This is a genomic window from Kitasatospora sp. NPDC034035 (assembly GCF_055575755.1).
In genome coordinates, this window is sequence record NZ_JBVISA010000074.1 from 1 (window position 1) to 12,056 (window position 12,056).

The 12,056-nt window shown below is 69.7% G+C and carries 12 protein-coding genes and 2 pseudogenes; 7 read left to right on the forward strand and 7 right to left on the reverse strand.

All coding sequences use genetic code 11. The annotated features are described in order from the left end of the window. Positions 1-99: 99 nt before the first annotated feature. Entirely contained in the window at positions 100-390 is a 291-nt protein-coding gene (locus ACZ52J_RS42115; protein WP_465626703.1) for a DUF4331 family protein, read from the reverse strand. Between the two features lie 311 nt (positions 391-701). Further along, complete coding sequence (gene nicT, locus ACZ52J_RS42120) at positions 702-1,754, reverse strand: Nickel transporter NicT (protein WP_465626714.1); 1,053 nt, start codon at positions 1,752-1,754, stop codon at positions 702-704. Positions 1,755-2,207: 453 nt separating this feature from the next. Between nicT and ACZ52J_RS42125 the strand changes: the two genes are divergently transcribed. Both ACZ52J_RS42125 and ACZ52J_RS42130 read left to right on the forward strand, forming a co-directional pair. Continuing rightward, positions 2,208-3,821: a nickel/cobalt transporter gene (locus ACZ52J_RS42125; RefSeq protein WP_465626704.1), complete on the forward strand. Its 1,614-nt coding sequence runs from the start codon at positions 2,208-2,210 to the stop codon at positions 3,819-3,821. Between the two features lie 29 nt (positions 3,822-3,850). After that, a complete protein-coding gene (locus tag ACZ52J_RS42130; protein WP_465626705.1) occupies positions 3,851-4,186 on the forward strand; it encodes a hypothetical protein in 336 nt (111 codons plus the stop codon). A gap of 14 nt (positions 4,187-4,200) precedes the next feature. Here ACZ52J_RS42130 and ACZ52J_RS42135 read toward each other — a convergent pair whose 3' ends face one another. The 3 genes from ACZ52J_RS42135 to ACZ52J_RS42145 all read right to left on the reverse strand — a co-directional run bounded on the left by ACZ52J_RS42135 (position 4,201) and on the right by ACZ52J_RS42145 (position 7,930). Then, positions 4,201-5,511 (reverse strand): tetratricopeptide repeat protein, encoded by a 1,311-nt coding sequence (locus ACZ52J_RS42135; RefSeq protein WP_465626706.1) that lies wholly within the window; start codon positions 5,509-5,511, stop codon positions 4,201-4,203. Between the two features lie 65 nt (positions 5,512-5,576). Further along, a complete protein-coding gene (locus ACZ52J_RS42140) occupies positions 5,577-6,200 on the reverse strand; it encodes a class F sortase (RefSeq protein ID WP_465626707.1) in 624 nt (207 codons plus the stop codon). A gap of 89 nt (positions 6,201-6,289) precedes the next feature. Further along, the gene (locus ACZ52J_RS42145; protein ID WP_465626708.1) at positions 6,290-7,930 is read right to left on the reverse strand and encodes a DUF4331 domain-containing protein; all 1,641 of its coding nucleotides are present in this window, start codon (positions 7,928-7,930) and stop codon (positions 6,290-6,292) included. Between the two features lie 348 nt (positions 7,931-8,278). Between ACZ52J_RS42145 and ACZ52J_RS42150 the strand changes: the two are divergent. Further along, positions 8,279-8,514, forward strand: a pseudogene (locus tag ACZ52J_RS42150) (transposase); the annotation flags it as partial. A gap of 304 nt (positions 8,515-8,818) precedes the next feature. After that, positions 8,819-9,442: an ISL3 family transposase gene (locus tag ACZ52J_RS42155; protein WP_465626715.1), complete on the forward strand. Its 624-nt coding sequence runs from the start codon at positions 8,819-8,821 to the stop codon at positions 9,440-9,442. Here the strand turns inward: ACZ52J_RS42155 and ACZ52J_RS42160 are convergent. Then, positions 9,436-9,615 (reverse strand): annotated as a pseudogene (locus ACZ52J_RS42160) (transposase); the annotation flags it as partial. The gene ACZ52J_RS42155 and the pseudogene ACZ52J_RS42160 sit on opposite strands and share 7 nt — an antisense overlap. 235 nt (positions 9,616-9,850) lie before the next feature. On the opposite strand from ACZ52J_RS42160, the gene ACZ52J_RS42165 reads away from it, so the two are divergent. Then, positions 9,851-10,363 carry a hypothetical protein gene (locus ACZ52J_RS42165; RefSeq protein ID WP_465626716.1) on the forward strand — a complete coding sequence of 171 codons (513 nt, stop codon included), beginning with the start codon at positions 9,851-9,853 and terminating at the stop codon, positions 10,361-10,363. A 6-nt stretch (positions 10,364-10,369) separates the two neighbouring features. Here the strand turns inward: ACZ52J_RS42165 and ACZ52J_RS42170 are convergent, their stop codons facing one another. Then, complete coding sequence (locus tag ACZ52J_RS42170) at positions 10,370-10,561, reverse strand: hypothetical protein (protein ID WP_465626709.1); 192 nt, start codon at positions 10,559-10,561, stop codon at positions 10,370-10,372. Positions 10,562-10,721: 160 nt separating this feature from the next. On the opposite strand from ACZ52J_RS42170, the gene ACZ52J_RS42175 reads away from it, so the two are divergent. Further along, complete coding sequence (locus tag ACZ52J_RS42175) at positions 10,722-11,450, forward strand: DUF2625 domain-containing protein (RefSeq protein WP_465626711.1); 729 nt, start codon at positions 10,722-10,724, stop codon at positions 11,448-11,450. Between the two features lie 51 nt (positions 11,451-11,501). Beyond that, positions 11,502-12,056: DUF4265 domain-containing protein (locus ACZ52J_RS42180; RefSeq protein WP_465626712.1), on the forward strand; the 555-nt coding region annotated here is incomplete at its 3' end.

Consider the following 12,056-nt stretch of genomic DNA (forward strand, 5'->3'; position numbering starts at 1 on the left):
GCCCTCGACCGCCGCGCCCGCCCGGCACCGATCACCGCACCCACCGCGGCAGACCTCGCCGACCTCGTCGGGCGAACCCACACCAAGAACGCCAAATAATTAATCGGCGGCTCCCAGGGGCAGGCGTCGTATCGTCCGAGGTCTCCCGGTGGTCCGGTCGCTGAGGGAAGTGGCCCCCAAGGCGCGGCGGGGCCGCCCACCTTCTTGTCGGCGGTGTTGACCTTCGCCGGCGGCGAGGGCCGGGATCAGGTGGCCGGGGGTGGCGCCCTCCATGACCTGGAGGGCGATGTCGACCACGTCGTCGGTCAGGCGGCGGTCGTTGGGGAAGCCCTGGAAGTCGCCGTTGAGGACGCCGAGCCGGTCCGGGTTGGCGGTGACAGTGGTCGACATGTTGAGCCGCAGCTCCTCGACCGCGACGAACTTCCTCGGGTTGTGTCCTGGTTCATCAACTGCGAGTTGAGGTCGACCTGGAAGGGGCCGCCGGTGGCCTTGGCGATACCGGTCAGGAAGATCTCCTGCAGGTCGGCACCGGAGCGAGGATCCGGCTGGGCAGCCGCGCTTCGCACTGTGGACCGGATTCCGTCACGTCTTCGTGAGCCGGGCGGGGATGGCCTGGTCGCCTCACCCCCGTGGGCCAGCGGTCACCCGTCCGGGCGCACTTCACCCCTCTTTTGTCTCTTGCTGCGGCGGCTGCCGTACCATCAGCCCTCGCTCGCCGCGGCCACTGGCGCGGTCGCCGGAGTGGGGACGCTCCATTTCTGTTCGATGCGGGCGAACTTCCACACGGCGAGCGCGGCAATCCAGGTGGCGAAGAACAGGCCGACGATGACGAAGCCGACCGCGTTGAGGTCCAGGCGGGAGATCCAGTCCCAGAACGCGCCGTGCAGGTCGAGCCTGTCGGCGAGCAGGCCGAGCAGTTCGACAGTGCCGATGACGAGGGCGACGGCGACCGACAGACCGGTGATGGTCAGGTTGTAGTAGATCTTGCGGACCGGCTTGGAGAACGCCCACCCGTACGCGAAGTTCATGAACGACCCGTCGATGGTGTCCAGCAGGCACATCCCCGCGGCGAACAAAAGCGGCAGGCACAGGATCGCGTACCACGGCAGGCCCGACGCCGCCCCGGAGCCGGCCAGCACCAGAAGGGCGATCTCCGTCGCGGTGTCGAACCCGAGGCCGAACAGCATCCCCAGCGGATACATCTGCCACGGCTTGCTGACCGACCGCGTCACTCGGCCCAGCACCCGGTTCATCAGCCCCCGCTTGTCCAGCTGCTCCTCCAGCGCGCTCTCGTCGAGGTGGCCGGAGCGCATCTGCCGGAACACCTTCCAGATGCCCACCAGGATGACGAGGTTGACGACCGCGATCAGGTACAGGAACGAGCCCGAGACGGCGGTGCCGATCAGGCCCGTCACCTGATGGAGCCGGGAGCCGTCGTCCAGGAGCGGTCCGGCCAGGGCCTTCACACCGAGGGAGAGCAGGACGGCCAGGGCGAACACGATCGAGGAGTGCCCGAGGGAGAACCAGAAGCCCACCGACAGGGGCCTCTTGTGCTGCTCCATGAGCTTGCGGGTGGTGTTGTCGATCGCGGCGATGTGGTCCGCGTCGAAGGCGTGCCGCATGCCGAGGGTGTAGGCGGTGACACCGATCCCGATGCCGAAGCTCTTCTCCCCGATGGTGTGGTGCTCGGGGGCGACGACGGCGATCAGCGTGACCCAGCCGATGACGTGAAGGGCGACGATGAAGGTGCCCATCCCGGCCAGGCGCCGCCACTCCTGACGGGTGATCGACGCCACGGCGGCGGTACGGGCGGATCTCGGAGGGTCCTGGGCGGGGGATACGGATGAGGAGGCCACGGGCGTCCTTCCTGCATCTCGGCCGACGCACCGCAGCCGGTGCGTCGATCTCGTAGTTGCACTATGTCGGCAAGAAGGAATGTTGTCACGGGGCGCGCCGGGGGCGCGAGGGCGTGCGGCTCCGGCGCCCTGCCGCCGGAGCAGCTTGCGATGATCGCCTGTTCGACCAGTGGGAACCTGTGTGCTGATGTGCTGCTCCGTGCGAGTGGTCTTGTCGGAAGGTCGGAATGGTGGCCGCTCTCCGCCGTCCGGCAGCCCCGAAGGTGGTGTGGGCCCTGTCGGCTCCTTCCCTCTTCCTGCCGGTCCGGGCCTCGCCGCCGCGGCGGCCGGCCCCGTTCCCGGAGGCCCAGCGTGGCGGTTCCACGATTCCTCGCCCGCGCAGGCGTGGTGGTGTCAGGCGCACTGCTCCTGCTCGGCGGCGCTGCACCTGTCGCCGGCGCCCATCCGCTGGGGAACTTCTCCCTCAACCACTACCTCGGCTTCACCGTCCACCCGGAAAGTCTCGAAGTCCTCGCCGTCACCGACGCCGCCGAGATCCCCACCCTCCAGGAGCAGCCGAAGGTCGACCGCAACGGCGACGGCATCATCGATGACGCCGAGCGCGACGCCTGGGCGACGGCGCAGTGCGCGCAGACCGCGCAGCGCCTCAAGGCGACGACCGACCGGGCGGCCGGGCCACTGGCGTGGCGAACCGACTCGGCGCAGTTCCGCTACGAGGACGGTTCGGCGGGTCTGCGCACCAGCCGCCTGGAATGCCTGTTGCGGGCCGATCTGCACCTCCCGGCCGACGGCATCACCCTGCACATCGCGAGCGGAAGTGATCCGGGCCGGGTCGGGTGGAACGAGATCACCGCCCGCGGCGATGCCACCACCCTCGACCGCAGCGATGTCCCGGCCGAGTCGGTCTCCAAGGAGCTGCGGGACTACCCTCGCGACCTGCTCGACAGCCCCAGCGGCGTCACCAGCGCCCAGTTCCGCGCGCGGCCCGGCGGCAGTGCGGCAGCCGCACAGTCAGCGACCGTGACCGCAGGGGACTCCGGGCCCACGGCGTGGCTGAGCAGCCTCGATGCCCGGCTCTCCGAACTCGGCGCCGCCCGGCGCCTGACCGTCCCGGTCGGCCTGCTCGCCGTCCTCCTGTCGATCGTGCTGGGCGCAGGGCACGCGCTGCTTCCCGGACACGGCAAGACCGTGATGGCCGCCTACCTGGCGGGCCGCCGCGGAAGCACCCGGGACGCCGTCACCGTCGGGGCCACCGTCACGGTGACCCACACTGCCGGCGTCCTCGTCATCGGCCTGTGCCTGACCGCGTTCTCCTCGCTCGCCGGAGACGTACTGCTCGGCTGGCTGGGCGTCCTCAGCGGCGTCCTGGTCGCCATCGTCGGCGCCGGCCTGCTGAGGGACGCGGTACGACGCTCATCCAGTACCTGGCGGCGCCAACATCTCCCGCACACCCACACGGAATCCGGCAGCCAGCCCACCTGGGAACTCGCCCACGCGTCTGCCGTGCCCGCACCGACCGGTCACCACGACCACCCGCACCCGCACGACCACAGCCACGAGAATCCCGGCCACCCGCACCATCACGGCCACCGCCACGGCCTGTTCGGGAGCGGCCACCACCACGACCCCGCAGCCCCGGGCCGCCGGGTGCTGATCGGCCTCGGCATCGCAGGCGGCCTGGTCCCCAGCCCGTCCGCCCTGGTCGTCCTGCTGGGCGCCATCGCGCTCGGCCGCACCCTGTTCGGCGCGGCCCTCGTGGTCGCCTACGGCCTGGGCATGGCCGGCACCCTCACCGCCGTCGGCCTGCTCCTGGTCCGCCTCGGAGACCGCCTCGCCGGCGCGGCGCACGGCCCGATCATCGGCCGGCTGCGCCGAATCGCCCCCTACAGTGCCCTGCTGACCGCACTGCTCATCCTGACCGTCGGCCTGGGGCTGGTCTTGCGCAGCCTCCCCTCGACCTTGTGAACACCCACCCCCATCGGAGGCCGACCACCATGACCATCCGCCCACGACGCCTGCTGTGCCTGATCCTCCTCGCCGCCCCGCTGCTGGCGGCCTGCGGAGGCGAGGCGGACGGGAGCTTCGACGCGCAGCCCGGAACTCCGTCCCCGTCCTGCCTTCAGCACCAGAGCCAGGATCCGGGTACCAAGTACACCGGTGGCGAGAAGTCCGACCCGCGCTCGGTTCTGGAGATGATGCGGTTCTACACCGCCAACGGGACGAAGGCGTACTGCGACGGCAAGGCGCCCACCGACACCGACCGCCGCTGGACCGACCTCTACGCCACGCTAGGCGGCGACGCGAGCCACGTCCCGCAGCCGAAGCAGTAGCCCCTCAGCCGCCCTCAGCCCGCGCCACCGGTAACGCTCGTGGCCTGGAGTTCGGCCAGGGCGGTGCGGGCGGCCGGGGCGTGCAGAGGATGAAAGGCGGGGTTGATCGCCAGCGCGTTCTCCAGCTCGCCGCGGGCGTCGGCCGGCCGCCCGAGCCCCCGCAGGATCATGGCGCGGTGGTAGTGGAAGAGAGCGTTGCGCATCCCCAGGGCCAAGGCCTCGTCGGACTGCGCCAGCGCCTCCTGGTCACGCCCGTTGACGTGCAGGGCCCAGGCGTAGGCGTCGCGCATCTCCAGGAACGGCCTGCTCCTCAATCCCTGCTCGGCGATGGCGAGCGCCGTCTTCGCGTCGCCGTGATCGGCCTCGAAGAGGGCGGCGTCGGTGTCCAGGGCCACACCGTTGTCGGTGAACAGCTTCTGCTCGCCACGGAACACCTGGTACTGCTGCTCCGCCTCGGCCGTGCGTCCCAGGGACTGGAGCAGCTCGCCGAGTTCGAGGACGTACTCGGGCTGCGGGACCAGGTCAACCGCCCGCTGAAAGTCCGTGACGGCGGAGGTGATGTCGCCGAGGGCCGCCTCGGCCTTGGCCTTCGCCTCCAGGAGCGATGCGGTGCCCGGTGCGGCGCGCAGGCCCGCCTCGGCATGGGTGAGCGCGGTCCTGGGGTCGCCGCTGTCGAGGGCGAGCTGGCTGAGGTGGTAGCGAGTGAAGGCCCGGTCGGCAGGGGTGTTGGCGTCGTCGAGGGCGCGCTTCATGGCGGCGGCGGCCGCCGCCGTGTCGCCGCGCAGCTCCCACGTGTAGGAGGCGCGGGCCAGTGACGGGGTGCCCGGTTTGAGGTCGACCATGCGCTGCACCGCGTCGAAGGACTCGGAGTAGCGGCCGAGCTGGGTGTAGGCGTCGGCGAGGGTCCCGTAGAGGGTGGAGCTGTCCGGGTTGACGGCGATCGCCTTCTGCGACCAGTCGAGGGCCGAGGTGAAGTCGTGCCGGGCGGCGTCGAGGGCGGCCATCCCGGCCATGGCGGTGAAGTTCTCCGCCGGCTCGGTGCTCAGCGACCGGGCCAGGACGGCTTCCGCCTTCGGGTAGTAGGACGGATCGGCGGTGATCTTGGCCTGCTGGACGTAGGCCAGGCCGAGGGACGCCATCGCGAGCGCATCTCCCGGAACCGCCTTCAGGTGTTCCTGCAGCCCGCGGATGTCCGCGTCCAGGCCCACACCGGTCATGCCCCGGTCGGCATCCGCGCTCCCGGAAGCAGCCTGCCGACCGGCGCCCTGGGGCGCGAGCCCGAGGCCTCCGGCGAGGAACAGGCCCACACCGAGGGCGGTCGCCACGGCAGCAGGCAACAGACGGCGGCGTCGGATCACAGTGCACTCCAGATGAAAGCAAGCGGGGTACGTTAAGCGGCTGCGGTGCCGGCCGGGCGGGCGACCGGGGAGGCGAAGACCACCAGGTTGGAGAGGTACTCCCGGCTGGCGCGGTCGTAGGTGCCGCCGCAGGTGATCAATCGCAGGCCCGGATCGGAGGTGTCGCCGAAGACAAGGCCGTCGGGGAACTCGTCCTTCGGGTAGCTGCGCAGCGCGTTCACGGCAAAGGCACTGGTGGTGCCATCTGCCGCGTCGACCGTGATGGTGTCGCCGGGGCGCAGGACGGACAGGCCCGCGAACACGGCCGGCCCGGTGCGGGAGTCGACATGGCCGACGATCACCGCGGCGCCCGGCCCGCCGGGGGCGGGGCCCTGGCTCCACCAGCCGGCGACCTCGGGGTCGTCCGGAGTACCGAGGTGGCCGTCACCCTGGACCTGCAGGTCCGTCAGGGCGCTGTCCACCCTGATCCGGGGTATCCGTATCCGCACCGGAGGAGCCTGCTGCCGGCGCGCGGGCGTCGCGCCTGCGCTGCGGGACAGCCGCCCGGGTATGTCGCCGATGTCTCGCACCGTCGCGGGGCCGTTGCTTCCCGGACCGGTGGCGACGCTCGCTGCGCCGGCTCCGGTCAGGGCGAGGCCGAGCGTCAGCGCGGCCACGGCGGTGCGCCGACTGGGGTGCCTGAGGACGTGCCCGGGCGGCCGGCCCCGCGCGAGGAGGGGTCGGCGCCCGTGGTGGAGCGGAGGTGTCACTGCTGGGCGCTGTGCCGGCGGCGCAGTGCGAGGACCGCGGCACCGGTGAGCAGGACACCGCCGCCAAGCGCGGTGGCGCCGGCGATCGGGAAGTCGCTCAGGGACAGGCCGCCGAGGCCGGCGGCGACGCCGCCGGCGGGGTTGTCGGGGACGGCCTGGTTGACGGCGGCGGTGTTGGGCAGCGCGACGTAGGGGAAGGTCTTGCCGAAGGCGTGGTCGTTGGCGTTGACGCCGTCACCGGCGGCCAGCGCGGGCACGATCGTGCCGGTCTGGGCCGCGCCCTCCAGAGCCTGGAGCTCGATGTCCACCACGTCGTCGGCCAGGCGACGGCCGTTGGGGAAGCCGGCCAGGTCCTGACCGAGGACACCGAGGCGGTTGGGGGCGGCCGACGGCGGCACCGACATGTTGAGGCGCAGCTCCTCGCCGGGCAGGAACTTGTCCTTGCTCACGTCGGCGTTCAGCTGCTGGGAGTTGAGGTCGGCCTGGATGGGGCCGCAGGCCTTGCAGATACCGGTGAGGAAGATCTCCACTAGGTCGTTGCGCGGCGTGGCGGGGGCCGGGATGCCGTAGACGCTCTGGATGAGCTTCGGCACGATCGGGTCTTTGACCTTGTCGACGACCGGGGTGACGGTGGCGTCCTTCTCGGGGCTGAGCGCGTTGAAGGCGTCCTTGTACTTGATCGGGACGACGACCTCGTTGATCAGCGGGTTGCCGAGCCGGGAGACCTGCCGGAAACCCTCATCACCCTTGCCCGCGATCGCGCCCTCACCGCCCTTGCCCTCGCCGCCCTTGTCGGCGACAACGGTGGCGCCCTTGCGGTCGGTCGTGGACCAGACACCGATCACCGGGTTGCGCGTCGGGTCGCCCTTGAGCGCCAGGTCCTTCTTGGGGACCTGGATGGCGATGGTGTTGACGTTGTAGCCGCTCAGGGTGTCGTGCCCGGACTCCTTGAGGTTCCCGCCGTAGAGCAGGTCGAAGACCCGCAGGTCGAGGAAGAACGGGTCATCCGCCTGCCCGGCGAGAGTCTGCCCGCCGCCGGGCAGCTCGCGGATGGCCTGCTGGCGCAGCGCCGCGTAGTTCGGCATCGACGCCTGGCCCGTGTTCGACGGGGCCGCGACCGCGTCCTTGAGCAGCGTCTTGGTGGACCCGTCCGCGTGGCTCTCGGTGAGGGTGTACGTCTGGCGGAAGTTCAGCGTCGGGTCGTCGAGGTTGTTCACGACGCCGGTGTTGTAGAGGAACTGGTTGGCGTCGTCCCGGTAGTGGTTGCTGAACGTCCACGTGTAGGTGGTGTCGGCCCTTCCGTCACCGTCGGCGTCGATCTTGATGTTGTAGCGCGCGTCCTCCGCGAATGCGTAGAAGTTCGGGCCGCCGTTCGGTTCCTCGAAGGGGATCCAGTTCGCGATCAACGTGACCGTGTCCGGCTTGTCGGGGCTGACGAAGGCGTACACGTCGGTGTTGTCCGCCCGCGGATCGCCCGCGATCAGTGGCGCCTCGCGGTGGCTGGAGGCGGAACTGACACCGGGGGTGAGACCGGCCAGGGCGCCGGCGGCGGCGAGGGCGAGCACGCCCATTCCGGCGAGCGGCCGCTCGGCGCGGCGGGCCAGGGAGGGCGGGCGGGGCGAACGAGGAGGCTGCATGGTCCGTCTTTCTGCAAGGTGGCCCGGATCGGCGTTCCGCAGCGGGCCGGCCTGGGCCCCGCGGACGACGGAGTCCCTGCATCCGGGCACAGGACACTCCGGGCGGCTTCCCACCTGGAAGGGCGTGCGGCCTCGGCCGGGGCCCGAGCCGATGCGTGTGGCCCCGGGAAGGGTGAGCCGTCCGGTACGCGACCGAAGGTGGTAAGCCATTCATAAAGTCATCACGCGCGGTGGCGTAGCGCCTACGGAGGTAGCCCATCCGGGAGCTCAGCTAGGGCGGGTATCGGGTCGTGGTCAATCTGTGGGATTCGGCCTCATGGCGAGGCCTGATCGGGTAGATCATGTCGCGTGACGCGAGTGCAACGGACTGATGCGAATGGGAGTTCATCGAGCCGTACCTGCCGGTCGGCGAGTACGGTCCGTACCCGGAGCGGCTGCGGCAGCAGTTCGAGGGCGTGATCTGGCGGTTCAAGACCGGAGGGCAGCGGCGGGAGATGCCGTCGGAGTTCGGTGCGTGGTCGACCGTCTCCAATCGCTTCCGGCAGTGGCGTGACGCGGGCGTCTTCGAAGCCCTGATGGAGGGCGCGTACTGCCGGTTGCTACTCGGGGTTGCTACTTGCGCTTGCTACTCGGGGTTGCGTCAGGCGGTGCTGGCTTCGTTCGCGACTTCGGGTTCTGGCTCAACTTCCGTGGTCCACTCACGCTGAGTAACAATCTGGCAGTGCTGTCGGCGTCGGAAAGTTGCCCGGAATTCGCCATTGCTCGGGTCGCGGTGGCCGACAGTGCGGGACCGTGGATGATCTGGTGCCCCGCTTGGAGGGATTGCTGTTTCCGTCGGTCGAGGGTGTCGCGGTGCTGTCGGTCGACGTGGACGTCGAGTCGGTGAACGTGACGGTCAAGTCCGCGGCGGCGGGGCACAGCTGCCCGGAGTGCGAGGGCTGGTCGACCCGGGTGCACAGTTCCTACCTGCGGTTTCCCGTCGATGGGCCGGTCGGGGGCAGGCAGGTCCGGTTGAGCCTGCGGGTGCGACGCTTCGTGTGCGGCAACCCGTTGTGCGGGCGGCGGACGTTTGTCGAGCAGATCGAAGGGCTGACGCGGCGCCACGGCTGGTGGACTGAGCGGCTGCGGGCGACCCTCGCGTCAGTGGGCCTGGCGCTGGCCGGGCGGGCTGGCGCCCGCCTGGCCAGCGTGTTTGGGGTGCCGGTGAGCCGCAGCACGGTGCTGCGGCTGGTGGAGGAGCTTCCAGACCCGGTGCCGCCGGCCCCGCGGGTGGTGGGCGTCGACGAGTACGCGACGCGCAAGGGCCGCGCCTACGGAACCGTGCTGGTCGACGCCGAGACCCGCCGGCCCGTGGACCTGCTGCCCGACCGGGAGGCGTCGAGCCTGGCGGCCTGGCTGGCCGAGCGGCCTGGCGTCGAGATCGTCTGCCGCGACCGCGCGCCGTTCTTCGCCGAGGGAGCCACCACCGGTGCACCGCAGGCGGTCCAGGTCGCGGACCGCTGGCACCACTGACAGCCCGTCCGGTTCTGGTAGAAGATCGCATTCACGATCTCCCGCAGATCACAGGACCCCGGATCCCCGGTTGCCGATCGCGCCACCCGGTCCTGCTTCCAGGCCGTGATCATCGGCTCGATCAACGCCCACTGCTCGTGCGATAAGTCGCTCGGATACGCCCGTCTGTCCATGCGCCGCAGAACATCACCCGCACCCCGACTGGCACGCCAGTACGGCCGACGTTCACACGAACGAGCGATCACGAACCGAGAGAAAAGGGACTTAACGTCCACTCAGGCGTCGTCGAAGGGCACGTCAACCGGATCATTCTGTGGAATCCGGACTGTCAAGTGACTCCGACCCCGTGCTGCTTGACTATGTGCTGGCCGCTTGGGCTGAAGGACGGGAGACTCGGGTGCTGTGGACATGGGGATCTCTGGTTTCAAGCCGTCCTTCCTGGTCGGGATCGAGGCGGTTCGGCAGGCGCATGGGTCGCGCCTGGCGGCGCTCGCTGGTAGGCGGCTGACGGGGTTCGCCTTGGTGCGCTTCGCTGAGGACGGAGACTGGTTTGCCGACTGTCCGGTCGTGCTGGACTTCAACGGCATCCAGGTGGAGGTCTGCCACTGGAAGCTCGACGAACTCTCGATCGGCTGGGACACGATCGACACCGAGGCGACCATCACCGGGTGGGAATGGTTCGAGCTGACGCCCCAGTGGTCTCACGGTGATGAGCGCCTCGAACCGTTCGTCGGCCAGGAGATGTGCGAGGTCAGGCTTCTCGAGTGGCGGCCGACAGAACATGACCTGGCAGCTGGGACGGTGGCGGTGGAGTTCGTCTTCGGTGGGGGTTGCCTGCGGATCGCCAACGGACTCGACGAGAACCGCATCGAGATCGGTGCGGCCCAGCCGGACTACATCCGTCACAGGCTGGGCCGCTGATCGTGACTACTGGGTCGGCTTCTGGTTGATCTCGATGACGGGCAGAAGGGTGGCCTGCGCTGGGATGCCGATCTGCCGTGGGGTCGGCCTGGCCGGCGTGGGGACGTCGGAAAGTCGGTTGAGCAACTGGTCGAGGTTGGCTTGCCCGTCGTCCACCGCGGCGCGTTCGTCGTCCGTCAGCGGAATGGCCGCGAGCATCCTCTGCAGGCTCTCCCTTGGCCTCCAGGAGTTGACCCTTGCTGGACGCTTTGGGGGTGTAGAAGTCGCAGCGTGCGCAGGCCATGCTTTTCCGGACTACGGGCGGACTCGACGGCACCCCGAACGCAGCGAGCTCAGCTGTCACTGCCACGATGTGCGGATGCGAGGACTGACTGAGCTGGTCAATGTGGACGAACCGGCCTGGCCGCTGCTGCGGGAAGCGTTCACGAGCAGTGTCGCGCCGCTCGAAGTTATGTCGGGCGATGCCGACCAAGGGCGCTCCTGCTTGCTGCAGCTGCAGGTGAGCGCCCGCTCGGCCCTCGGGGCGCTGGCCCTGCACACTGGCGGGATCGTCGTCGACGGGGGATGGCTGCGTGTATTCGGCGGTGCGGCAGGAGCGTCCTCGGTCGGGTTGCCGAGTCTCGCCCAGGTCAACCACTTCCCCAGCGACTTCGACCCTGCGTGGCGACCGACCGACGGCCTGGTCGTGGGTCACGACGTCCTTGGTGGTGTCTTCGCCGTCAACGGTCATGATGCCGCTGATGCTGGTCGTCCCGGCGCTCCCGGACAGATGGTCTACTTCGCGCCTGACTCCATGGAGTGGGAAGCCCTGGAGATGGGTTACGGAACGTGGCTGACCTGGCTGCTGTCGGGCCAACTGGAGCAGTTCTACGAGGGGCTGCGCTGGCGCGGCTGGCAGGACGAGGCATCCCGGCTGACCTCGGACCAAGGAATCTCCGTCTTCCCGTTCCTCTGGTCGAAGGAAGCGCACGCGGATCTCGCGGCCACGAGCCGAAGGCCGGTCCCTATGGCGGAACTCCTGAGCCTGAGCAGGGACTTCTGCGCCCAAATGGGACTGCCCGCTCCGGGGTTCCTCGGGTCCGTTTAGATGCCGAACCGCACCGCTCTCCACAATCCTGATCAGAAACGAGTGGAAGTCATGGGCTCCATCCAGACCGAACAGATCGGGCCCGGGGACGGTGACGCGGTCCATGCCGATGACTATCGGATCAAGGTCTGGTTCCGATTCGTGCCGCGCGAAGGCTGGCTTCCTCAAGACACCGAGGGGCTGTGGGCCACGCTGCTCGGCGAGGAAACGGCGCGCGTGGAGAACGTGCCCCTGCTCCAGAGTGGGGTTGCCGAAGGCGACGTTGTCCGATTCACCACCGACGCCGAGGGCCGGCACTGGGCGGTGGGTCGCGTGGAAGCCTCCGGCAACTGCACGATTCGGGTCCTTCCGGTGCCCACTGGGCCGCTCGGCCCGAGCGCCCGGGCTGTGCACGAGCGGTTGTCGTCGTTCGGGTTGGGCGGCGAGGTCTTCAGTGACGAGTTCCCACTGGTGGCGTTCAACGTGCCGGCCAGCTCGGACCTCGCAGGCATAAAGTCGCTGCTGGTTCATGGAGCCTTCGCCATCTTCGAACGTGCTGGTCGGAGGGGCTGGCGTGACGGTTCTCCGGGGTGCTCGTGCTGGTCGTGGGCGGGAGTCTGCGGTCTT